This is a genomic window from Bradyrhizobium sp. USDA 4541 (assembly GCF_024171085.1).
Lineage (GTDB): Bacteria > Pseudomonadota > Alphaproteobacteria > Rhizobiales > Xanthobacteraceae > Bradyrhizobium > Bradyrhizobium australafricanum.
In genome coordinates, this window is the sequence record NZ_JALJZF010000001.1 from 8,011,285 (window position 1) to 8,033,452 (window position 22,168).

Sequence of the window (22,168 nt, forward strand, 5' to 3'; positions counted from 1 at the left end):
GTATGGATTTGAGCCGCCTCGAGATCAACCGCCGCACGGCCCTTCTGACCTCGGCCGCGATTGCGGCCAATGTCATCAATCCGATGCGGGCCTTCGCGCAGGAGGCCCCGCGCAAGGGCGGCGTGTTCAACGTCCATTACGGCGCCGAGCAGCGCCAGCTCAACCCGAGCATCCAGGCCTCGACCGGCGTCTACATCATCGGCGGCAAGATCCAGGAGAATCTGGTCGACCTCGACGCCAACGGCCAGCCGGTCGGCGTGCTCGCCGAGAGCTGGGAGGCAACGCCGGACGGCAAGACCGTCACCTTCAAGCTGCGCAAGGGCATAACCTGGCACGACGGCAAGCCGTTCACCTCTGATGACGTCGCTTTCACCGCGATGAACATGTGGAAGAAGATCCTCAACTATGGATCGACGCTGCAGCTGTTCCTCACATCGGTCGATACGCCCGATCCGCAGACCGCGATCTTCCGCTACGAGCGGCCGATGCCGCTCAACCTGTTGCTCCGGGCCCTGCCCGACCTCGGCTACGTCTCCGCCAAGCATCTCTACGAGAGCGGCGACATCAGGCAGAACCCGACCAATCTGGCGCCGGTCGGCACCGGCCCATTCAAATTCGTCAAATACGAGCGCGGGCAATACATCATCGCCGACCGCAACCCTGACTATTGGCGGCCGAACGCGCCCTATCTCGACCGCATCGTCTGGAAGGTGATCACCGATCGCGCCGCCGCGGCCGCCCAGATGGAGGCCGGCGAGCTGCACTACAGCCCGTTCTCGGGCCTGACGATCTCGGACATGGCGCGGCTCGGCAAGGACAAGCGCTTCATCGTCCAGACCAAGGGCAATGAGGGCAACGCCCGCACCAACACCATCGAGTTCAACTTCCGCCGCAAGGAACTGGCGGACATCCGGGTCCGCCGCGCCATCGCGCACGCGATCAACGTGCCGTTCTTCATTGACAATTTCCTGGGCGATTTCGCCAAGCTCGGCACCGGCCCGATCCCGTCGACCTCGACCGACTTCTATCCCGGGCCGAACACGCCGCAATACCCCTATGACAAGGCCAAGGCGATCGCGCTACTCGACGAGGCCGGCTTCAAAGCCTCCAGCGGCAACCGCTTCTCGCTGAGACTCCTGCCGGCACCGTGGGGCGAGGACATCTCGCTGTGGTCGACCTTCATCCAGCAGTCGCTGGGAGAAGTCGGCATCCAGGTCGACATCGTACGCAACGACGGCGGCGGCTTCCTCAAGCAGGTCTATGACGAGCACGCCTTCGATCTCGCGACCGGCTGGCACCAGTATCGCAACGACCCCGCGGTCTCGACCACGGTATGGTACCGCTCCGGCCAGCCCAAGGGCGCGCCGTGGACCAACCAATGGGGCTGGGAGGACAAGACCGTCGACAAGACCATCGACGATGCCGCCACCGAAGTCGATCCGGCCAAGCGCAAGGCGCTCTATGCCGATTTCGTCAAGGAGGTGAACACCGAGCTGCCGGTCTGGATGCCGATCGAGCAGATCTTCGTCACCGTGATCACGGCCAAGGCGCGCAACCACTCCAACACGCCGCGCTGGGGCTCGACGAGCTGGCACGATCTTTGGCTGAGCGCATGATGCCACATCTGCGCTAGGCGTGGCGCCCTCTTCTCTCTCGCCCCGCTCTTGCGGGGAGAGGGTCGGGGTGAGGGGCTCGCTCCACGATATTGCTCCATCGATAGACCTGTACCCCCTCACCCGGATCGCATCTGGCGATGCGATCCGACCTCTCCCCGCAAGCGCAGGGGTGTCCGGGGAATGATTCACTGTGTCGCGGTGCATGCTCGGCAGGACCGAGGCAAATCGGTCTTTTCTGGTTGTCGAGACACAGAGGGCCGAGCATGCGATATCGCGGTAGCATTTTTGGAAGGCTGCTTGAACCGATCAATCGACGGCAGTTTCAGACGGTTGTGGATCGTCTGGACGGGGATGCCTACGACAAGTCGTTCAGGAGCTGGGATCATCTGGTGGCGCTGATCTATGCCCAGCTTAGCGGCAACAGCAGTCTGCGCGGGGTGGTGACTGGCTTCAACGCCAATTCGCAGCATCACTATCACTTGGGAACCGGCAAGCTGTCGCGCTCGACGTTGTCCGATGCCAATGCCCGCCGTCCGATCGGCATTTTCGCGCAAACCTTTGCGGCGCTGTCGGCGATGGCGCGTCGCCAGCTGCGGAGTGAAGGCATGGAGATGGTGCGTCTGATCGACGCCAGTCCGATCCCGCTCGGCAAGGTCTGCAGTTGGGCGACGTGGAACGGCCGCATCCGCGGCATGAAGCTGCATGTCGTCTACGACCCAAGGAGCGATGTCCCGACCTGCGTCGAGATGACGGCCGCGAACGTCAATGACATCGAGATCGGCCGACAGACCCCAATCCAGCCCGCCACCACCTATGTGTTTGACAAGGGCTATTGCCGTTTCGACTGGTGGCAGAAGATCAATGATAGCAAGGCTTTGTTCGTTACCCGGGCGAAGACGAGCATCCGTCTTCGCTCGCTCAGGCATCGCGCCATCCGCAAGCGTAACGGGGATGGCTTCGAAATCCTTGCCGATGACGAGGTGAAGCTCACCAGCAAGGGCGATTCGCGCCTTCCAATCCCGCTCCGCCGCATCAAGATCAGACGCGAGAAAGGCGGCAAGATCACACTCCTGACCAACGACCTTGCCCGTAGCGCCGTCGAGATCGCCGCCCTCTACAAGAGCCGATGGCAAATCGAGCTGCTGTTCCGCTGGATCAAGCAGCATCTCGATATTCGCAAGTTCCTCGGCGCCAACGACAACGCGATCCGCCTTCAGGTGCTCGCTGCGATGATTGCCTACCTGCTGCTGCGCATCGCCGCTCACACCAACTGCATCAAAATGCTCCCGCTCAGGTTCGCCGAACTCGTCGGCCAGCTCCTGCTCACGCGTCGATCCCTCGCTGCCATCGACAAACCTCCGCCCATCAACCCCGGCCGTCGGAAATCAACCATCTCACCTGACCAGATGGAGCTCCGCTATGCCTGAATTTCCCCGGACACCCCTGCCGCAAGCGGGGCGAGGTAAGAAGGGGCCGGTGCCCACCCCGAACCGGTGTCCACATCGTTCGAAAACGCTATAGATAAAATATGCGTATCCTGAGCCTTGCGGGGCGGCGGCTCGCCGCCTCGATCCCGACCCTGTTCCTGATCCTGATCGGCGTGTTCCTGCTGCTGCAGCTCGCGCCGGGCGACACCGTCGATGCGCTGATGGCGCAGATGGGCGGCGGCGACGCCGCGACCGCCGAGGCGCTGCGCAAATTCTACGGGCTGAACCTCTCGGTTCCGGCGCAGCTCGGGAACTATCTGTGGCACCTGGTCCGGCTCGACCTCGGCTTCTCCTCGATCTACGGCAAGCCGGTGGCGACCGTGATCCTGGAACGGCTGCCGCCGACCATCCTATTGATGACGGCGTCGCTGTCATTCGCGTTCTTCTTTGGCCTCGTGTTCGGCGTGATCGCCGCGCGCGGCGTCAACCGCTGGCCGGACACGATGATCTCCACCCTCGGCCTGATCTTCTACGCCACGCCGTCGTTCTGGTTCGGGCTGATGGCGATCGTGGTGTTCTCGGTCTATCTGCAGTGGCTGCCGCCGGGCGGCTTCGAGGATATCGGCAACGTCCAGACCGGAATCTGGCGCATGCTGGATATCGCGGCGCATCTGGTGCTGCCGACGCTGACGCTCGGGCTGATCTTCCTCGCGATCTATTTGCGCATCATGCGCGCCTCGATGCTTGAGGTCCTGAACCTCGATTTCGTCCGCACCGCCCGCGCCAAGGGGATGGACGAGACCCATGTCATCACCCGCCATGTGCTGCGCAACGCGCTGCTGCCGATGGTGACGCTGATCGGATTGCAGGCCGGCACCATGCTCGGCGGCTCGGTCGTGGTGGAGAGCGTGTTCTCGCTGCCCGGCCTCGGCCGTCTCGCTTATGAGTCGGTGGTGCAGCGCGACCTCAACACCCTGCTCGGCATCGTCTTCGTGTCCGCGCTGCTCGTCATATCCGTGAACTTCGTCGTCGATCTGCTCTACGCGCGGCTCGATCCGCGCATCGCGGCGGAGGGCTGACGATGGATGCCGTGAAGCGCTACTTCCGCAGCCCGGCCGCGGTGATCGGCCTGATCCTGCTGCTGCTTGTCATCGCGATGGCAATCAGCGCGGGTCTCCTCTATCCGCGCGATCCGCTCGCTTTGGCGGGCCGGCCGCTGATCTGGCCGTTCTCCAACCCGCGCTTCCTGCTCGGCACCGACAATTCCGGCCGCGACATCGCCGCCCAGATCTTCTACGGCGCGCGGATCTCGCTGCTGATCGGCGGCGTCGCCACCTTGATCGCGATCCTGATCGGCATCCTGGTCGGCGCCTTCGCCGGCTATTACGGCGGCTGGGTCGACAATGTGCTGATGCGGATCACCGAGGCGTTCCAGACGCTGCCGAACTTCGTGCTGCTGCTGGTCCTGGTCGCGGTGTTCGGCTCGACCCTGACCACGGTGACCATTGCGGTCGGCGTGGTGTCATGGCCGGCGCCGGCGCGGCTGACTCGCGCCGAGTTCCTGTCGCTGCGCAACCGCGAATTCGTGCAGGCCGGCAAGACGCTCGGCATGAAGGACGTCCAGCTCATCCTCGGCGAAATCCTGCCCAACGCGCTGCCGCCCGTCATCGTCTATGCCAGCGTGGTGATGGCGGTCGCGATCCTGCTGGAAAGCGCGCTCGCCTTCCTGCGTCTGTCCGATCCCAACGTCGCCTCCTGGGGCAATCTGATCGGGCTCGGCCGCGACGTGCTCCGGGTGCAATGGTACGTCTCGGCGATCCCCGGCATTGCGATCCTCGTCACCGTGCTCGCGGTGTCGCTGGTCGGCCAGGGCCTCAACGATGCGCTCAATCCGAGGCTGAAGAGCCGATGAGCGACACGGTCCTTTCGCTCAACGCCCTGACGGTGCGCCTGCCCAAGGGCGCCGACCGGCCGCATGCGCTGTCCGACGTTTCGCTTTCAATTGCGTCGAACGAGATCCTCTGCGTGGTCGGCGAGTCCGGCTCCGGCAAATCGATGATGGCGAACGCCATCATGCGGCTGCTGCCGAACGAGGTGACGATCGAACGGGGCCGGATGATGTTCGACGGCCGCGACCTCTGCGCCGCCGACAGCGCCGAGATGCGCGGTGTGCGCGGCGCCGGCATCGCGATGATCTTCCAGGAGCCGATGACCGCGCTCAATCCGCTGCGCACGATCGGCGACCAGATCGGCGAGATGTTTGCGATCCACACCGCTCTCTCGAAGGCCGAGATCAATGCTCGTGTGCTGGCGCTGCTCGAGGACGTCCGCATCCCCGACCCCAAGGCTGCCGCAAAAGCTTACCCGCACGAGCTGTCCGGCGGCCAGCGCCAGCGCGCGATGATCGCGATGGCACTCGCGCTCGACCCCAAGCTCCTGATCGCGGACGAGCCGACCACCGCGCTCGACGTGACGACACAAGCACAGATCCTGAAGCTGATCCGCGATTTGCAGCAGCGCAAGAAGACCGCGGTGCTGTTCATCACCCATGATTTCGGCGTGGTCGCCGAGATCGCCGACCGCGTCGTGGTGATGCAGCATGGCGCGATCGTCGAGCACGGCACGGCCGACAAGGTGCTGAACGATCCGCAGCATGCCTACACGAAGCAGCTGATCGCAGCCGTTCCGCCGCTGAAGGCGCCGCCGCCGCGCATCCTTTCCGGCAAGGACATCCTGACCATCGACGGCGTCTCCAAGACCTACCGCACCGGCGGCTTCCTCGGCCGCGGCGCGCGGATCACGGAGGCCGTCAAGAACGTGTCGCTGCACCTGCCGCGCGGCGCGACGCTCGGCATCGTCGGCGAATCCGGTTCGGGCAAATCGACGCTCGCGCGCTGCATCGTGCGGCTGATCGATCCGGACATCGGGTCGATCGTGCTCGACGGCAAGGACTGGGCAAAGCTCGGCCGCGACGATATCAGGCGCGAGACCCGCCACATCCAGATGGTGTTCCAGGATCCGTTCGCCTCGCTCAATCCGCGCCGCAAGGCGGCCGAGTTGGTGGCGCAGGGACCGATCGTGCACGGCACCGACCGCGCCACCGCGATCGCGGAAGCGCGAAAGCTGTTCGAGCTGGTCGGCCTCGATCCGTCCGCGGGTGACCGCTACCCGCACGAATTCTCCGGCGGCCAGCGCCAGCGCATCGGGCTCGCCCGGGCACTCGCGTTGAAGCCGGATGTGCTGGTTGCCGACGAGCCGGTCTCGGCGCTCGACGTCTCGGTGCAGGCGCAGGTCTTGAAGCTGCTCGCCGGGCTGCGCCAGCAGCTTGGCCTCTCCATCATCTTCATCACCCACGATCTGCGCGTCGCCGCCCAGATCTGCGATCTCGTCGCCGTCATGAAGGACGGCGCCGTGGTCGAGCAAGGGCTGACCGCCGAGGTGTTCGGCAAGCCGCGGCATCCCTATGCGCAGGCGCTGCTGTCAGCGATCCCCGGCGGCGCGTTTGCGCGCGAGCACGGCACCGCAACCGTGTAGCCGGGCACGCGCGGCCCTACTCCGCCGCTTGTGGCTTGGGCTCCTCGCGCAGCCGGAAGCGCTTCAGCAATCCGGATACCGTGTCGCGGAAGCCGCCATATTCCAGCTCTGAATAGGGCAGCATCGCAGCGCCGGACCAGCCCTGGCTGCGCATCTCGATCGCCTTGCGCTGCGCGAGCTGGCGAACCTCGTCCCAGGCAAGGTTGTCAAAGAAGTCGGTATAGGACTCCGAGAACTTCCCGTCCCGGTCGATCGAGAAGCCGACGCAGGACACGATCGGCAGGCAATACATCCCCGTCACCGGGGTGTTGAGCGGCACCGGCATGAGCGGCATCACATGCGAGCCGCGCGCATCGCCGCCCACGAAGTGCGCCTTGGTGAACGGCGAGATGATTTCTTCGGGCGCCGCGAAAATGCCCTGGTTCCTGACGACCGCGACCGGATCATCCTTGCCGGTGTACTTGCCTGCGATGGAGTGAAGGCGCTGCGCCGACACGGCGACGGCGACCTCGCCATAGGTTTTCGAGACGATGCGATCAATGCCGAAGCGCTCGTTGTCGCGAAGCAGCGCCGCAATGTGATAGCCGTCCGCGGGCGCATCGAGTTCGATCACGCTGTCGCCGGCCGTGTTGTCCATATCGATGATATGGAAACGGAAGCCCTTGATCATCGGGGGCAGCATCAGCCCGGCGCAATACATGGGATCGGCAAAAGCCAGATAGAGCGGCAGGTTGTAGGCGCCGGGGCCGCACTTGTCTGCGGCGAACACCATGAAGGACTCCGCGGGTCTCGCGCCCGAGAGGCTGTGGTCGAAGCTGAGCTCGGCGACAGCCGGGCCCGCGCCGCGAACGTTTCCGGACGGGGCGTCGACGAGAAGATCCTGGCCGGCGCCGTAGAGCCCGGAGGTCTTCGCGACCGCAGTGGCCGCGAGAAACGTCTTCCAGGCGAATTGGTGGACTTCGGAGCTCCCTTCGCCCCGCGTGTGCGTCATGATGATCGCAATATCGTCGCCGGTATGGCGCACGAAACCGTCGATCAGGAGACCGTTTTCGATCGCCTTCGCGACCTCCCCTTCGACAGTCGCCATCATGCGCGCAGATGGTTTCGTGTGGCCCCCGACGGAGCCAATGTCAGCCTTGATGACCGAAATGGTGAGTTTCATGAGCATCCCTCCGACCGCAGCGCAGCGCCTTCGCCTCGGCGCTCGCTGCGCCGGGGGCGACGGCGCGCTCATTTGCAAAAAAGAACGTCGTGTGGTGCGACAGGTTCCCTGCGCATATTGCTTGCGGAACTATGGCCCCTCCGTCACCGCGTGTCGATACGGGCTATCGACGCATCTGGAATAGCTCGCCCTGCCCGATGGGGTTACCACCCGCCCTATGAAGCGCGGTTGAGAAAGATCGGCAGGCCCCGCTTGTTGGAATAGAGAGGACGGTAGCGCTCGGTGTTGTACGCGCTTGCGACGTCCAATTTGCGTGGCCCGAGCTTGGCGTCGGGGATCGGCACGAGGTCGTAGCGGCCCTCGACCAGGGCCGACATGAGGCCGGTTTTGCCTTCCAGGATCGCATCGTAAGCCATGTTGCCGAACGTCAGCGCCACAAGCTTGTCGATGAAGTCCGGATCGCCTGACCGCAGGTCGTAGGTGAGGTCAGAGACGATGGTCTCCTCGCCGGTGCGCCGCTTGATCTCGTCGGCGAATGCTTCGGCCACGCTCGCCTTCCTGCGGTGACCGTAGGCGTCAGGCTCGCCGAATTCCTGCACCTTGTAGCCCTCCCACTCGGCGCCCTCGCTGAGCACGATCAGCGCGTAGTTGCTTGGGTTGCCGTGCTTGTCATCGAGGAGAAGCTGGATCAGCTTGTCGAGATTGACCTTGTACTCCGGTATGGCGCATCGGATCGAGGTTGCGTATGCGGTATAGAGTGCCGTAAAGCCGGCATCGCGACCAAAGACGCGGAAAATGCCGATTCGCTCGTGCGAGCCGACGGTGGTGCGCTGGCGCTGGATGGCATCGCTGGCACGGGTGATCGCGGTCGAGAAGCCGATGCAGTATTCGGTGTTGCGAACGTCGTTGTCCATCGTCTTCGGGATCGCAATGATCTTGACGCCTCGCCTGTTGAGCTTGTCCGCGTAGCTGAGCGTATCGTCGCCGCCGATGGCGATCAGATGCTCGATACCGAGCCCCGCGAGGTTCGCGAGCACCTCGTTGGTGAGGTCCCACGTCGTGGTTGCGATGCCACCCTTGGTGCTCTGGGAAGCCGGAAAGTCGCGGCCCGCGAGATGATCGGGCAACTTCTTCATTTTGGAGGGATTGGTGCGGCTCGAGTGCAGCACGGTGCCGCCGCGCCGGTCGATGACGCGCGTATTTTCGCGGTTCAGCGGGATGATGTAATGGGACTTGCTCGACGGGTCGTTGAGGTTCAGGTGCGTGAGGGCCTCCCAGCCTCGGCGGAGACCGACAACCTCGATGTCGTCCTCGCTGCCGCGATAGGTCACGCTCTTGATCACCGCGTTAAGGCCGGGGACGTCACCGCCTCCCGTGAGAATACCAATGCGCTTCCTCGCCATGCCCACCTCCCAGGGTTGCTATCTGGCAATAACGCCTGCGTCGCGTCGGGGTTTCCACAACGCTATCCGCCAACGGCGGAATCCTCGTGATCGCGGCACCCACCCGAATCTGCTTGGGCCCCAATCTTCCAGCGACGTCCTCTGACCAGTCCCCAACTCGGGCGGCTTGCCCCTCCATGCCTCTCGCGTGCATGGCGCGACGTTGCTCCGCGCCTACCGCGAACGGCGCGAGGCGAGGAAATACTCCGCCCATCGCAGCAACTCGAAACGATCGCCCTTGACCAACTCCTGTGCATCGCGGCGCCGGTAGAGCAGCAGCATCCAGGGCGCGAGCTTGCGGAGCACGCCGTGCGCCATGTACTGCACCGGCTCGGAGAACGGCAGCGCCAGCTCGCTTTCCGGCACGCCTTGGACCGCGCGCGCCAATTCGCGGCCGAGCGGGATCGTCAGCGCGACGGCACGGCCGTTGCAGCCGGTCCAGCCATAGGCGTTCGGTCCCAACCGGTGCATGCGCGGCAGGAAATCCGCCGTCATCCCGACATAGCCGTTCCAGACATAGTCGAAGGAGACCTCGCCAATCTGCGGCCACAGGCGCTGCAACCGCTCGGTCACCCGCGCCTTCAGCCGCCCGGTCTTGTCGCCCGGACCGAGCACGGCACCGCCGGTGACGAGGCGATTGCGGGCATCGTAGCGCGCGAAATACAGCTCGCCATGGGTGTCCGACATCGCCTGCCGGCCGGGGATGATGGTCTTGCGCACATTGTCCGACAGCGGCTGCGTCGCCATCTGCCAGGACAGCACCGGCATCACCTCGGTTGCAATCTCAGGCACCAGCGATTTCGCGAACTCGCCGCTATAGGCATTGGTCGCGACCACCAGCGCGCGGCCGGAGATTTCACCCTTTTCCGTCTTCACCACCCAGCGATCGCCGCGGCGCTCGAAACTCGTCGCAGGCGAGCGGGCATAAATCCGCGAGCCGAGGCCGAGCACGGTCCGCGCAAGGCCGCGCGCCAGCGCCAGCGGATTGACGTGACCGCCGGTCCTGTTCCAGAAGCCGCCGTACCAGGCATCCGAGCCGAGCATGTCCCGGGTGTGATCGCGCGACAGCAATTCGACCGGCGCGCCAAATTTCGACCATTGCCGCACCCGCCGCTCGGCGATCTTGATACGGCCCGGCGAATGCACCGGCTGCACCCAGCCGGCCTGCTCCTGCTCGGCCTCGATGTTGTAGCGCCTGACGACGTCGAACAGATCAGCGGCACTGTCACGCAGCATCGCGACGAAGCGCTCGCCGGCCGCGCCGTGCCTCGCGATGATGTCATCCGGATCGGGGCGCGACAGCGTCGGGATCACCTGGCCGTTGTTGCGCCCCGAGGCGCCCCACCCCGGTTCGGCGGCCTCGACGATCGCGACGTCGACATTGGCCTCGCGCAGATGCAGTGCGGTCGATAGACCCGTGAAGCCGCCGCCGATGATGACGACGTCGGCCTGCTGCGCGCCAGTCAGTTCGGGACAATCGGGGCCGGAGGGCGTCACTGCTGCCCAGAGCGAATTGGGCCAGCGCACGGCATTGCTGTTCATCATGATCCTTCCTTGCGGCCGCCCGGTCATTCTGGTTACTTTACTCTACTCTCCTATTCCAGCCGGGAAGACAACAAGTGGCACTCAAGAACGTCATCGGAATCGATCACGCCGTGGTCATGGTGAAGGACCTCGACAAGGCGGCCGAGAACTACAAGCGGCTCGGCTTCACCGTGTCGCCGCGCGGCACCCATAGCGCGCATATGGGATCGGGCAATTACACCATCATGTTCGACCCCGATTATATGGAATTGCTCGGCGTGCTGACCCCGACCGAACACAACGCTCCGGCGCGCGCCTTCCTCGAGAAGCGCGGCGAGGGCATCGAACGCATCGCGTTCACCGCGGTGGATTCCGCTGCTGGCGCCGAGGAGATTCGCGCGCGCGGCTATGCGCCGATCGGGCCGACCGATTTCGAACGCCCGGTGACCTTGCCGAACGGCACGATCTCCGCGGCGAAATTCCGCACCTTCCAGTGGCCGACCGCGGAGGCGCCCGGCGGCGTCCGCATCTTCGCCTGCCAGCACAAGACCCGCGAGACGGTGTGGATTCCCGAATTGATGACGCACGCCAATGGGGCAAAACGCCTCAAGCAGGTGCTGATCGTCTCGCCCGATCCCGCAGCCGATGCCGCGCATCTCTCCAGGATGATCGACGTCGCCGTCAGGAACGACGCCGACGGTGCGGTTGCGGTGCCGTCCGGCGGCAACCGCGCCGACTTCGTGTTCCTGACCAGGGATCAGCTCGGCAAACGTTATCCCGGCGTATCGCTGGATGGCCTGTCCGACCGCGGCGGCGCCGGCCTCGTGATCGCGGCCGACCTTGCCGCGAGCGAGAAAGCGCTGGGCTCAGCCGGCGTGAAGAGCGGCAACAGCATCACCGTGCCGCCGGCTTCCGGCAACGGCACCCTGCTCGCTTTCGTCAAGGCATAGCTGCCATACCATGCGCGGCGCAGCGTTATGCAACGGCGCCGCGCATGTGGGACTAGGCACAGAAAGTTGAGGCGCTAGTATCTCTCCCAAACAAGAACCGTCCAGGGAGAGAAACATGTCGCATCACCTGATCTCGCGCCGGCAGATGCTGGCCGGCACCGCGGCCGCCGGCGCGGTTGGACTGACCGGATTTCCGGCCCGCGCCGACGTCAACTGGAAGAAATATTCCGGCACCACGCTCGAGGTGATTCTCGCCAAGGGGCCGCGCGGCGACAATCTGCAAAAATACATCAAGGAATTTACCGAGCTCACCGGCATCAAGGTCGAGTCGGAGCAGATCCCCGAGCAGCAGCAGCGCCAGAAATGCGTGATCGAGCTGTCCTCGGGCAAGCCGAGCTTCGACGTCGTGCACCTCAGCTATCACGTGCAGAAGCGGCAGTTCGAGAAGGCCGGCTGGCTCGCCGACATGTCGGGCTTTCTGAAGGATCCGAGCATGACGCCGCCGCACCTCGTCGAGAGCGATTTCTCGGCGGCCGGGCTGCAATATGCCCGCAACGACAAGGGCCAGATGCTGTCGCTGCCATGGTCGGTCGACTATTTCATCCTCTACTACAACAAGGAGCTGTTCCAGAAGAAGGGCGTCGAGGTCCCGAAGACGCTCGAGGAGATGGCAATCGCGGCCGAGAAGCTGACCGATCCGAAGGAAGGCATCTACGGCTTTGTCGGCCGTGGCCTGCGCAACGCCAACATGGCGATGTGGACCAACTTCTATCTGAACTATGGCGGCGAATTCCTCGATGCCAAAGGCAACATCCTGACCGACGGCCCCGAGGCGATCGAAGCCACCAAGCTCTATCAGCGCCTGCTGACAAAATGCGCGCCTCCCGGCGTCGCCGGCTTCAACTGGATGGAGTCGATGGCGTCCTTCACGCAGGGCAGGTCCGCGATGTGGATCGACGCCGACGGCTGGGCGCCGCCGCTGGAAGATCCCGCCGCCTCGCGCGTCGTCGGCAAGGTCGGCTACACGCTGGTACCCGCCGGTCCCAAGGGCAAGTTCTCCTCGACCTATGGCGACGGCGTCGGCATCGCGGCGGCGAGCAAGAACAAGGAAGCCGCCTATCTGCTCTGCCAATGGGTGGTCTCGCGCGGACAGGGCGCGCGCCTGCTGCAGGCCGGCGGCGGCGTGCCGTTCCGCAACTCCATCGTCGACGATGCCGAAGTCGCCAAGGGCGTGAAGACCAAGGAATGGCTGCAGTCGGTGGTTGACTCCGCCAAGATCTCCAAGCTCGGCCTGCCCGTCATCATCCCGGTCGCCGAATTCCGCGACATCGTCGGCGCCGCGCTGACCGCGACGCTGTCGGGCGCCGATCCGGCCACCGAGCTGAAAAAGGCGCACGAGCAATTCCGCCCCATCCTGGAGCGTAGCGAAAAAGCGTGAGCGTGGTGACACAGACTGAGCCGGCGGCGGCCAGCAAAGCGTTTTCAAGCGAAGTGGGTACCGGTTCGCGTGAAGAAAACGCGTCAAAGCAAGAGTCCAGAGCCGCAGGCTCTGGAGAGGCCGCCCCGGCGCGTGAATGGCGTCCGCCGTCCTATTGGCCGTTCGTGATCCCGGCGCTCGTCGTGGTGCTGGCGGTGATCATCTTTCCGTGGGTCTTCACGATCTGGATGAGCCTGCAGGAATGGAAGGTCGGCTCGCCGACCGTGTTCGTGGGGCTCGCGAACTATCTGCGGCTGCCGACCGATCCGCGCTTCGTCGAGGCGGTCGGGCACACGCTGTCCTATACAGCGCTGTCAGTGCTGTTGCCGCTGGTGTTCGGCACGCTGGCGGCGGTGGTATTCCATCAGAAATTCGCCGCGCGCGGTTTCCTGCGCGGCATCTTCATCATGCCGATGATGGCCACGCCGGTGGCGATCGCGCTGGTGTGGACCATGATGTTCCACCCGCAGCTTGGCGTCTTGAACTATCTGCTGTCGCTGGTCGGGCTGCCGCCGCAGCTCTGGGTGTTCAACCCGGCGACGGTGATCCCCTCGCTGGTGCTGGTCGAGACCTGGCAATGGACGCCGCTGGTGATGCTGATCGTGCTCGGCGGCCTCGCCGCGATCCCGACCGAACCCTACGAGAGCGCGCAGATCGACGGTGCCAATTTCTGGCAGGTGTTCCGCTTCATCACGCTGCCCTTGATCATGCCGTTCCTGTTCATCGCCGGCATGATCCGCATGATCGACGCGGTGAAAAGCTTCGACATCATCTTCGCGATCACGCAAGGAGGGCCGGGCTCGGCGTCGGAGACCATCAACGTCTATCTCTACAGCGTCGCCTTCGTCTATTACGACCTCGGCTACGGCTCGGCGATCGCGGTGGTGTTCTTCCTCCTGATCGTGGCGCTGGCGGCACTGCTGCTTTACTTGCGCAAGCGCCTGCTGTGGACATCTGAACTCGGGGGCGAGGCATGAACCCGCGCCAGATTCTCGGGCGGATCGGGCTTTGGCTGTCGGTGTTCGTCATCGTCTCGCCGGCGATCCTGTTCTTCCTCTGGATGGCCTCGCTGTCGCTCAAATTCGAGATCGACAACGCCTCCTATCCGCCGGTGTTCTTTCCGGAGCATATCGCCTGGAAGAACTATGCCGACGTGTTCGCGTCCAACCGGTTCCTGACCTATTTCAGCAACAGCCTTGTGGTCACCGGCTGCGCCACGGGGCTTGCGATGCTGGTCGGCGTGCCCGCCGGCTACGGCATCGCGCGGATGGCGGCGCATAAATCGGCGATCGTGATCCTGATCGCGCGCATCACGCCGGGCCTGTCGTATCTGATCCCGTTGTTCCTGCTGTTCCAGTGGCTCGGCCTGCTCGGCACGCTGGTGCCGCAGATCATCATCCATCTCGTGGTCACGGTGCCGATCGTGATCTGGATCATGATCGGCTATTTCGAGACCACGCCGCTGGAGCTGGAGGAAGCTGCGCTGATCGACGGCGCGACGCGCTGGCAGGTGTTCCGCCATGTCGCGCTGCCGATCGCAAAGCCCGGCCTTGCGGTTGCCTTCATCCTCGCGGTGATCTTCTCCTGGAATAATTTCGTGTTCGGCATCGTGCTGGCCGGGCGTGAGACCCGCACGCTGCCGGTCGCGGTCTACAACATGATCTCGTTCGACCAGCTGAGCTGGGGCCCGCTCGCCGCCGCCGCCTTGATCGTGACGGCGCCGGTGCTGCTGCTCACCGTGATGGCGCAGCGGCAGATCGTGGCGGGACTGACGGCGGGTGCGGTGAAAGGCGGCTAGTCCCCGAGCGCCTCCAGCACGGCAGCTGAATCGGTGACCCAACCAAAGATGCCGCCCTGGGCCTTGATCATCTTCAGACCCATCTCGTGGAATTCCGGGAAGTAGGACGCGCAGCCGTCGGAGATCACGACGCAGCGGTAGCCGCGATCGTTGGCCTCGCGCACCGTGGTGTTGACGCAGACCTCGGTGGTGACGCCGCAGACCAAGAGATTCTCGATGCCGTATTTCTGCAGGATGTCACCGAATTCGGTGGCGTAGAACGCGCCCTTGCCGGGCTTGTCGATCACGATCTCGCTGTCGAGCGGATAGAGCTCGGGAATGATGTCATGCCCCGCCTCGCCGCGGATCAGGATTCGTCCCATCGGTCCGGGATCGCCGATCCGAAGCGACGGCGCGCCGCGCTCGACCTTCGCCGGCGGCGCGTCCGAGAGATCGGGCAGATGGCCCTCGCGGGTGTGGACCACGAGCAGCCCGGCGTCGCGCACCGCCGCGAGCACCGCGGCGATCGGCTGCACCGCGCGGGCAAGCCGGCTGACGTCATTGCCGAGCGTCTCGCCGAAGCCCCCTCGCTCCATGAAATCGCGCTGCATGTCGATGATGACGAGCGCGGTCCTGCTCCAGTCGAGCGTGATCGGCGCCGGCTCCGCCGCGATCGTCCCGCTTGAATTCGCCATGACGCACGCCCCGAATGCGAGAAAACCCGCATTTGATTAAGCAAACCGCGTGCCATTGCGCAATGATGCGGCGCATCGCGGCGATCCCGATCAGCATGTGACCGTACGCTGCATTTGCGCATTCTGCGATCTTGCTGGCATGATCGTTGCTAACTGGGAGCCCGACCGAACGAAGACCATCGTTCGCGAAATGACAGCCCATTTCAAACAGGCGGGAGGACAGGCATGAATGGACTTGGCGGTCTCAACAAATCACCAAATGGCGTGGTGATCGGACTGGTGCAGCTGCAGTTGCCTGTGGTTGCGACAAGGTCCGACCTGGCACGGCAGACGGAGCGCATCGTATGGATGGTCGGCAAGGCGCGGCGCAACCTCGGAACCATGGACCTCGTCGTGTTCCCCGAATACTCGCTGCACGGCCTCTCGATGGATACCAACCCGGAGATCATGTGCCGGCTCGACGGGCCTGAAGTCGCGGCTTTCAAGCGGGCCTGCATCGAGAACAAGATCTGGGGCTGCTTCTCCATCATGGAGTTCAACCCGCATGGTAATCCCTATAATTCAGGGCTGATCATCGACGATCACGGCGATATCAAGCTGTACTACCGCAAATTCCATCCCTGGATTCCGGTCGAGCCGTGGGAGCCCGGCAACATCGGCATTCCCGTGATCGATGGACCGAAAGGCGCGAAGATCGCGCTGATCATCTGCCATGACGGCATGTTCCCGGAAATGGCCCGCGAATGCGCTTACAAGGGCGCGGAGATCATGATCCGCACCGCAGGCTACACCGCGCCGATCCGCGACAGCTGGCGCTTCACCAACCAGGCCAACGCGTTCCAGAACCTGATGGTGACGGCCAATGTCTGCATGTGCGGCTCGGACGGGTCGTTCGACTCGATGGGCGAAGGCATGATCGTCAATTTCGACGGCAGCATCATCGCGCACGGGACCACGGGGCGGGCCGACGAGATCATCACCGCCGAGGTGCGGCCCGACCTCGTGCGCGAGGCGCGGATCAACTGGGGCGTCGAGAACAACATCTATCAGCTCTGGCACCGCGGCTATGTCGCGGTGAAGGGCGGTGCGATGGATTGCCCCTACACGTTCATGCAGGACATGGTGTCCGGCCGCTTCCGCCTGCCTTGGGAAGATCAGGTCAAGATCACCGACGGCACGTCCTGCGGCTTTCCCGCACCGACACGGATGTTCGGCAAGACCGCGAAGGCCGCCGAGTAGCCGGCCCTTTGATGTGAGCATGATCTCTTCGGAAAACCGCTCCACACTTTTCCGGATCATGCTCTACTTGAAGAAGTGCACGAGGCCGATGCTCAAGCCCAGCAGCAGCATCAACGACAGCGTGACGGCGGCCGTCACCCGGCCGCCGACGGTCGAGAGCACGCGGACATCGACGCCGAGCCCGAGCGCTGCCATCGAGACGACGGTGAGGATCGCCGCCGTCTTGGTCACCGGCGCGATCGCGATATCGGGCACGAGTTGGAACGAGCGCAACGCGGCCAGCACCAGGAAGCCGATGATGAACCAGGGCACCAGCTTGAACGGGCTGATCGAGGCGGCCTTCGAGGTGCCCTCCCTGGCGGCGCCGGCCTTGCGCCGCCGCGCCACCAGCAGCGAGAGGCCGATCACGATCGGGCCCAGCATCAACACCCGCACCAGCTTGACCAGCGTGCCGATCTGGGTGCTGACGATGCCCGCCGGCACGGTCGCTGCCAGCACCTGCGGCACGGCATAGACGGTGAGGCCGGCGAGGATGCCGTATTGCGTCGCCGTCAGCTTCAGAAGCGGGATCAAGAGCGGCAGGCCGAGCACCATCAGCACGCCGAGAATGGCGGTGAACGAGATCGACGAGGCGATGTCGTCGCCATCGGCCTCGATCACCGGCGCCACCGCCGCGATCGCCGAGTTGCCGCAGATCGAATTGCCGCAGGCGATCAGGATCGCGAGTTTGGTCTTGAGCCCCAGCATCCGGCTGAGGCCATAGCTCACCGCCAGCATGATCACGACGGTCACCGCGATGGCGCCGATCAGCAGCCCGCCCGACGCCACGATCGCGGCAAAGCTGATGGAGGCGCCGAGCAGCATCACCGCGACCTCAAGCAGCTGCTTGGCGCTGAAGGCAATGCCCGAGCGCCAGCGCGCCGACGGCTCCCAGGCGGTGCGCACCGCCATGCCGAGCAGGATCGCGACGACGAGGGCCTCGATATAGGGATGGTCGAAAACGCGCTCCTCGGCGGCCTGGATGCCGAGCGAGATGACCGTGACGACCCCGCAGAGCAGAATCCCCGGAATGAGCTGGAATATGCGCCGCAGCGCCCCCTGCTTCTGCCCCTGGTCTTGTTCTTGTTCCGGCACAAAATCCTCTTTTCGGAGAAGATTTTATGCGCCATGGCACCCCTCTTGGCTAATATATTTTCGGACTGCCCCGATAGAGAGAAGTTATGTCCCTCAACCTGCATCTGCTCCGCCTGTTCGCGGCCGTGGCGAGAACCGGAAGTTTCTCCCGCGCCGCCGACCTCCTGCACATCAGCCAGCCGGCGATCTCCAAGGGCGTGCGGGATTTCGAGCTGCAGGTCGGCTGCCGGCTGCTCGACCGCACGCCGAAGGGGGTGCGGCCGACCCGGGAGGGCGCGGCGCTGGCGCGGCATGCCGAGACGCTGTTCGCGGCCGAACGCGCCGCCGAGGACGAATTGCAGGCGCTGCGCAATCTCGACAGCGGCTCGCTGCGGATCGGCGCCAGCACCACGATCGCGACCTACATGATCCCGGAATATCTCGGCGTGTTCCACCGCGCCTTTCCCGGCATCGATCTGCATGTCGTCAGCGCCAACACCAGCGACATCGCCGCGCTGATGCTGGGACACGAGATCGAGATCGCGCTGGTCGAGGGGCCGGTCGAGGACGAGAATTTGATCAGCGAAGCCTGGCGCACCGACGTGATGGCGCTGATTGCGGGTCCGGATCATCGCTTCGCAGCGGTCCAGGGGCCGATCGACATCCGGTCGCTGAACGACGAGATCCTGATCGTGCGGGAACCCGGCTCAGGCACGCGCGAGGTCGTCGCGCAGGCGCTGGCGGCCCACCACGTCGAGCCGCAGCGGACGCTCGAGATCGGCAGCACCGAGGCGATCAAGCAGGCGGTGGCATCAGGCGTCGGCGTCGCCATCGTGTCGATCGCAACGATCGACGATCAAGTGAAGCTCGGAAAGCTGAAGGTGATCCCGATCAAGGGCATCCATATCGAGCGCACGCTCTGGCAACTGAAATCGCCCGGCCGGCTCGAGGTGCCAGCGGCGGTCGCGTTCGAGGGGATCATCCGGGAGGCGCAAAGGGCCAGGACGGCGCCGCGCGGACCTGCGGCTAGAGCGCGGCGAACAGACCCTGCGCCCAGGCAACGGCATGCTCGAAACTGAACACGCCGGGCTCGAAATAGACGGCCCGTGCCAGCACGATGCCGATCACCAGCACCCAGAACACGCTGGTGCCCGCGGTCTTCAGCCATTTCGACACGCCCTCGCTCGCGATCGAAGGATCGACCGCGGGGACCGGCTCGCCGAAGGGATCGAATGCGGATTGGCTCATCGTCGTGACCATCAGGAATATCCTGACAATGTCGCGACGACGGGGGCGGAAGCAAGGGTAGTGGAATGCCTTTTGCGGCGGTTACTTGGAAGGACGTTTTCCGGCCAGAAAGCCGGGGAGCATTTCCTTCTCGGCGTCGCCTGTAGCCATCAACTATCGGTCACGCGCTGCGGCGCCACGCGTGGCAGCGTGATGCGCATGCGTGTCCCCATGCCCGGTGCACTGTCGAGATGGAGCTCTCCACCCAGCCGGTTCGTGACGATGTTATGAACGATGTGCAGACCAAGCCCGATACGGCCGATATCGCGGCGCGTGGTGAAGAATGGATCGAAGGCTTGCCGCAGCACGTCGTGATCCATCCCGCAACCGTTGTCGGCGAACAGGATCTCGACCTGGTCCGCGCCTGAGGCGCGGAGCCGGATCGCGATGATGCCGCCCTTGCCATCCGGAAACGCATGCGCCACCGAATTGACGAACAGGTTGGTCAGCACCTGGCCATAAGGGCCGGGATAGCTGTTCATGGCAAGACCGGGCGGGCAATCGACCTCAAGCGCCAGGTTGTTCTTCGGCAAGGCCGGACGCAGGCTCGAGAGAACCTGCTCGGTCGCCGCGCCGAGATCGAACTGGCTCCGGTCGAAATAGCTGCGATCGACGGCCACCTGCTTGAACGATTGCACCAGGTCTGCCGCGCGCTTGAGGTTGCCGACAAGCAGCGACGAGGCGCTTTCGACGACCTCGATGAAATCGCTCAGGCTGGATCGCTTCAGCTTGCCGCGCGCAGCCTCGGCAGCGAAGTCGGCGCATTTCTGCTCCAGCACCGAGGCGACGGTGAGACTGGTGCCGACCGGACTGTTGATCTCGTGCGCGACGCCGGCCACCAGCCGGCCCAGCGCCGCGAGCTTTTCCGCCTCGATCAGCGACGCCTGGGTCTCCTGCAGATGGTGCAACGCCTTCTCGGCTGCATCGCGCGCGGCGCGGATCTCGCGTTCGCTGCGCTTGCGATCGGTGATCTCTTCGGCCGCAACGTTGACGCCGACGATGCTGCCGTTCGGTTCGCGCTGCGGATGCCAATGCGTGATCCAGCATCGCTCGTCATTGTGGCCGGGGCGCTGGCCGTAAACCTCCACGTCGGTGACGGGCTCTCCGGTCTCCATGATCGAGCGAACGATACCCTCGACGGCCGAAGCCAGCGCGGGCACGCAATCATGCACCGTGCGCCCGAGGTGACCTTCGACCGAAATGCCGCAGATCTCGGTGAGCCGCTGGTTGATCTGAAGGTAACGGCAATCCGGTGAGAGATAGGCGAGCCCGATCGGTGCAGTGTCATAGATCAGCTGCAGCGCCGGTTGTTTTGGGAACTGAACGTCCTGGACGACGGACGACCTCATGTCCACTACCCCCCGTTGCACCAAGTCTAGCGCTTCACGCCCGGCCCGCAAATAGGCCAGCTGAGCCGGAAACGGTGGTCTGATCTGTCCGGATCAGGCATGGGTCGGGCCGGCAGCGGCCCCTGACCAGTGCCTGCGGCGTGCTGACGCAACGTGGGCAGCGAGCGCCCCTCGGCGCAGGCCTGCGAAGCGCGCAATTTCAGCTATTCACTGCAACGTGCGGACGAAAATTCTCGACGACGCGCAGCAGCACCCGCGCGCCGATGTCGGCATCGGCGAGTTCGACATGCTCGGCCGGATTGTGGCTGATCCCGCCGCGGCAGCGCAGAAAGATCATGCCGATATCGGCGACATCCACCATCGCCATCCCGTCATGCCCCGCCCCGCTCGGCAGCTCGAACGCGGCATAGCCCTCGGCCGCGACGGCCTCGGCGATCTGCGCCTTGAGCCACGGCGCGCAGGGCACGCTGCGGTTCTCGTGGGTGACGTCGATCTGCAAGGCGAGGTCGCGGCGTTTTGCGATCGCCTCGATCTGCCGCACGATGTCGGCGACGGCGCGCTTGCGATGCATGTCGTTCTGCGAGCGGATATCCATGGTGAAGGACACCTTGCCCGGGATCACATTGGTGGCGCCCGGCATCGCGTTGACATAGCCGACGGTGCCGACGAGGCCTTGTTCGTCGGACCTGCAAAACTGCTCGATCGCAACGATGCATTCGGCAGCACCCGCCAGCGCATCGCGCCGCAGCTTCATCGGCACCGTGCCGGCATGGCCGGCGACGCCGGTGAGACTGGCGGCAAGCCGGGTCGCGCCCGAAATCGCGCTGACGACGCCGACCGGCAGCGCCTTCTCTTCCAGCACGGGACCCTGCTCGATGTGCAGCTCGACATACCCGAGCAGCTCGCGGCGGGCGCGCGCCGCCTTGCCGATATGATCGGGATCGAGCCCGAAGGCGACCAGCGCATCGCGCATCGAGATGCCGGCGCGATCGCGCGTGTTGACCACGCTCTCGTCGAACGTGCCGGCCACCGCGCGGCTGCCGAGCAGGGTCGAGGCGAAGCGCACGCCCTCCTCATCAGCAAAGCCGACGATCTCGATCGCGAACGGCAGCCGCTTGCCGCGCCGGTTCAGATCGGCGACGCAGGCGATCGCAGTGATGACGCCGAGCGGGCCGTCCCATCTGCCGGCGTCGCGCACGGTGTCGTAATGCGAGCCGAGCATCAGCGCCGGCAGCCCCGGCCGCTCGCCCTCGTAGCGGCCGCAGACATTGCCGATCGCATCGAGATGCGCGCTCATGCCGGCCTCGCGCATCCAGGACAGGATGAGATCGGCCGCCTTGCGATGCTCGTCGGTGAGGAAGATTCGCGCCAGATGCTCCGGCGTCTCGGAGATCGTCGCGAGCTGATCGATCCGCGCCACGATCTCTTCGCCAAGGGAAGACGATTTCGAGGACGGTTTTGTCTCGCTCATGCTGTTTCCCATCAGTCCAACGTGGCCGGCGGAGCCCGCTTCACTCGTAGCAGGCCCGATCCGATTCACCAGCCGGCAATTGGCGCCTCGTGCACCGGCCCCGAC

At 64.7% G+C, this 22,168-nt stretch carries 19 protein-coding genes; 11 read left to right on the forward strand and 8 right to left on the reverse strand.

Annotated features, from left to right (window positions below):
- Positions 1–2 precede the first annotated feature (2 nt).
- The 5 genes from J2R80_RS38385 to J2R80_RS38405 all read left to right on the forward strand — a co-directional run bounded on the left by J2R80_RS38385 (position 3) and on the right by J2R80_RS38405 (position 6,577).
- On the forward strand, positions 3–1,616 hold the full coding sequence (locus J2R80_RS38385; RefSeq protein ID WP_253587505.1) for an ABC transporter substrate-binding protein: 1,614 nt from the start codon (positions 3–5) through the stop codon (positions 1,614–1,616).
- Between the two features lie 263 nt (positions 1,617–1,879).
- Entirely contained in the window at positions 1,880–3,043 is a 1,164-nt protein-coding gene (locus J2R80_RS38390; protein ID WP_253588621.1) for an IS4 family transposase, read from the forward strand.
- 101 nt (positions 3,044–3,144) lie between these two features.
- Positions 3,145–4,122 (forward strand): ABC transporter permease, encoded by a 978-nt coding sequence (locus tag J2R80_RS38395; protein ID WP_253640417.1) that lies wholly within the window; start codon positions 3,145–3,147, stop codon positions 4,120–4,122.
- 2 nt (positions 4,123–4,124) lie between these two features.
- Positions 4,125–4,955 carry an ABC transporter permease gene (locus J2R80_RS38400; RefSeq protein WP_253640418.1) on the forward strand — a complete coding sequence of 277 codons (831 nt, stop codon included), beginning with the start codon at positions 4,125–4,127 and terminating at the stop codon, positions 4,953–4,955.
- Entirely contained in the window at positions 4,952–6,577 is a 1,626-nt protein-coding gene (locus tag J2R80_RS38405; protein ID WP_253640419.1) for an ABC transporter ATP-binding protein, read from the forward strand. The genes J2R80_RS38400 and J2R80_RS38405 overlap by 4 nt, the downstream gene beginning before the upstream one ends.
- Positions 6,578–6,593: 16 nt before the next feature.
- On the opposite strand, the gene J2R80_RS38410 is transcribed toward J2R80_RS38405, so the two are convergent.
- From J2R80_RS38410 to J2R80_RS38420, 3 genes are all read right to left on the reverse strand, one after another.
- Entirely contained in the window at positions 6,594–7,739 is a 1,146-nt protein-coding gene (locus J2R80_RS38410; protein ID WP_253640420.1) for a fructose-1,6-bisphosphatase, read from the reverse strand.
- A gap of 215 nt (positions 7,740–7,954) precedes the next feature.
- Positions 7,955–9,142: a 6-phosphofructokinase gene (locus J2R80_RS38415; RefSeq protein WP_253587509.1), complete on the reverse strand. Its 1,188-nt coding sequence runs from the start codon at positions 9,140–9,142 to the stop codon at positions 7,955–7,957.
- 213 nt (positions 9,143–9,355) lie between these two features.
- On the reverse strand, positions 9,356–10,723 hold the full coding sequence (locus tag J2R80_RS38420) for an FAD-binding oxidoreductase (protein WP_253641065.1): 1,368 nt from the start codon (positions 10,721–10,723) through the stop codon (positions 9,356–9,358).
- A 77-nt stretch (positions 10,724–10,800) separates the two neighbouring features.
- Here J2R80_RS38420 and J2R80_RS38425 point away from each other — a divergent pair, with 77 nt between their 5' ends.
- From J2R80_RS38425 to J2R80_RS38440, 4 genes are all read left to right on the forward strand, one after another.
- Positions 10,801–11,655 carry a VOC family protein gene (locus J2R80_RS38425; protein WP_168857955.1) on the forward strand — a complete coding sequence of 285 codons (855 nt, stop codon included), beginning with the start codon at positions 10,801–10,803 and terminating at the stop codon, positions 11,653–11,655.
- Between the two features lie 115 nt (positions 11,656–11,770).
- Positions 11,771–13,093 (forward strand): sugar ABC transporter substrate-binding protein, encoded by a 1,323-nt coding sequence (locus J2R80_RS38430; RefSeq protein WP_253640421.1) that lies wholly within the window; start codon positions 11,771–11,773, stop codon positions 13,091–13,093.
- 164 nt (positions 13,094–13,257) lie between these two features.
- Positions 13,258–14,109 carry a carbohydrate ABC transporter permease gene (locus J2R80_RS38435; RefSeq protein WP_229191509.1) on the forward strand — a complete coding sequence of 284 codons (852 nt, stop codon included), beginning with the start codon at positions 13,258–13,260 and terminating at the stop codon, positions 14,107–14,109.
- Positions 14,106–14,930, forward strand: coding sequence for a carbohydrate ABC transporter permease (locus tag J2R80_RS38440; RefSeq protein ID WP_038383999.1), 825 nt, complete (start codon positions 14,106–14,108; stop codon positions 14,928–14,930). Before J2R80_RS38435 ends, J2R80_RS38440 begins: the two co-directional genes overlap by 4 nt.
- Here the strand turns inward: J2R80_RS38440 and J2R80_RS38445 are convergent.
- Positions 14,927–15,604: a cysteine hydrolase family protein gene (locus tag J2R80_RS38445; RefSeq protein WP_076824447.1), complete on the reverse strand. Its 678-nt coding sequence runs from the start codon at positions 15,602–15,604 to the stop codon at positions 14,927–14,929. The genes J2R80_RS38440 and J2R80_RS38445 overlap by 4 nt on opposite strands.
- A 225-nt stretch (positions 15,605–15,829) precedes the next feature.
- Here J2R80_RS38445 and J2R80_RS38450 point away from each other — a divergent pair, with 225 nt between their 5' ends.
- The gene (locus tag J2R80_RS38450) at positions 15,830–16,843 is read left to right on the forward strand and encodes a formamidase (protein ID WP_028339439.1); all 1,014 of its coding nucleotides are present in this window, start codon (positions 15,830–15,832) and stop codon (positions 16,841–16,843) included.
- 63 nt (positions 16,844–16,906) lie between these two features.
- On the opposite strand, the gene J2R80_RS38455 is transcribed toward J2R80_RS38450, so the two are convergent.
- Positions 16,907–17,977 carry a YeiH family protein gene (locus J2R80_RS38455; RefSeq protein WP_141340943.1) on the reverse strand — a complete coding sequence of 357 codons (1,071 nt, stop codon included), beginning with the start codon at positions 17,975–17,977 and terminating at the stop codon, positions 16,907–16,909.
- Positions 17,978–18,063: 86 nt separating this feature from the next.
- Between J2R80_RS38455 and J2R80_RS38460 the strand changes: the two genes are divergently transcribed.
- Positions 18,064–19,035, forward strand: coding sequence for a LysR family transcriptional regulator (locus J2R80_RS38460; RefSeq protein WP_253640422.1), 972 nt, complete (start codon positions 18,064–18,066; stop codon positions 19,033–19,035).
- On the opposite strand, the gene J2R80_RS38465 is transcribed toward J2R80_RS38460, so the two are convergent.
- From J2R80_RS38465 to J2R80_RS38475, 3 genes are all read right to left on the reverse strand, one after another.
- Complete coding sequence (locus tag J2R80_RS38465) at positions 18,983–19,216, reverse strand: hypothetical protein (protein WP_253640423.1); 234 nt, start codon at positions 19,214–19,216, stop codon at positions 18,983–18,985. The genes J2R80_RS38460 and J2R80_RS38465 overlap by 53 nt on opposite strands.
- A 137-nt stretch (positions 19,217–19,353) precedes the next feature.
- Positions 19,354–20,592 carry an ATP-binding protein gene (locus J2R80_RS38470; protein ID WP_253640424.1) on the reverse strand — a complete coding sequence of 413 codons (1,239 nt, stop codon included), beginning with the start codon at positions 20,590–20,592 and terminating at the stop codon, positions 19,354–19,356.
- A gap of 199 nt (positions 20,593–20,791) precedes the next feature.
- Positions 20,792–22,063: an allantoate amidohydrolase gene (locus J2R80_RS38475; RefSeq protein ID WP_253640425.1), complete on the reverse strand. Its 1,272-nt coding sequence runs from the start codon at positions 22,061–22,063 to the stop codon at positions 20,792–20,794.
- Between the last annotated feature and the right edge of the window lie 105 nt (positions 22,064–22,168).

What these genes read in the sequence shown, in the direction of transcription:
- J2R80_RS38460 (WP_253640422.1), top strand. Translation starts at nt 18,064, where the DNA reads ATGTCCCTCAACCTGCATCTGCTCCGCCTGTTCGCGGCCGTGGCGAGA.
- J2R80_RS38415 (WP_253587509.1), bottom strand. Translation starts at nt 9,142, where the DNA reads ATGGCGAGGAAGCGCATTGGTATTCTCACGGGAGGCGGTGACGTCCCC.
- J2R80_RS38465 (WP_253640423.1), bottom strand. Translation starts at nt 19,216, where the DNA reads ATGGTCACGACGATGAGCCAATCCGCATTCGATCCCTTCGGCGAGCCG.
- J2R80_RS38440 (WP_038383999.1), top strand. Translation starts at nt 14,106, where the DNA reads ATGAACCCGCGCCAGATTCTCGGGCGGATCGGGCTTTGGCTGTCGGTG.
- J2R80_RS38390 (WP_253588621.1), top strand. Translation starts at nt 1,880, where the DNA reads ATGCGATATCGCGGTAGCATTTTTGGAAGGCTGCTTGAACCGATCAAT.
- J2R80_RS38410 (WP_253640420.1), bottom strand. Translation starts at nt 7,739, where the DNA reads ATGAAACTCACCATTTCGGTCATCAAGGCTGACATTGGCTCCGTCGGG.
- J2R80_RS38430 (WP_253640421.1), top strand. Translation starts at nt 11,771, where the DNA reads ATGTCGCATCACCTGATCTCGCGCCGGCAGATGCTGGCCGGCACCGCG.
- J2R80_RS38475 (WP_253640425.1), bottom strand. Translation starts at nt 22,063, where the DNA reads ATGAGCGAGACAAAACCGTCCTCGAAATCGTCTTCCCTTGGCGAAGAG.
- J2R80_RS38470 (WP_253640424.1), bottom strand. Translation starts at nt 20,592, where the DNA reads ATGAGGTCGTCCGTCGTCCAGGACGTTCAGTTCCCAAAACAACCGGCG.
- J2R80_RS38385 (WP_253587505.1), top strand. Translation starts at nt 3, where the DNA reads ATGGATTTGAGCCGCCTCGAGATCAACCGCCGCACGGCCCTTCTGACC.
- J2R80_RS38400 (WP_253640418.1), top strand. Translation starts at nt 4,125, where the DNA reads ATGGATGCCGTGAAGCGCTACTTCCGCAGCCCGGCCGCGGTGATCGGC.
- J2R80_RS38420 (WP_253641065.1), bottom strand. Translation starts at nt 10,723, where the DNA reads ATGAACAGCAATGCCGTGCGCTGGCCCAATTCGCTCTGGGCAGCAGTG.
- J2R80_RS38450 (WP_028339439.1), top strand. Translation starts at nt 15,830, where the DNA reads ATGAATGGACTTGGCGGTCTCAACAAATCACCAAATGGCGTGGTGATC.
- J2R80_RS38405 (WP_253640419.1), top strand. Translation starts at nt 4,952, where the DNA reads ATGAGCGACACGGTCCTTTCGCTCAACGCCCTGACGGTGCGCCTGCCC.
- J2R80_RS38445 (WP_076824447.1), bottom strand. Translation starts at nt 15,604, where the DNA reads ATGGCGAATTCAAGCGGGACGATCGCGGCGGAGCCGGCGCCGATCACG.
- J2R80_RS38395 (WP_253640417.1), top strand. Translation starts at nt 3,145, where the DNA reads ATGCGTATCCTGAGCCTTGCGGGGCGGCGGCTCGCCGCCTCGATCCCG.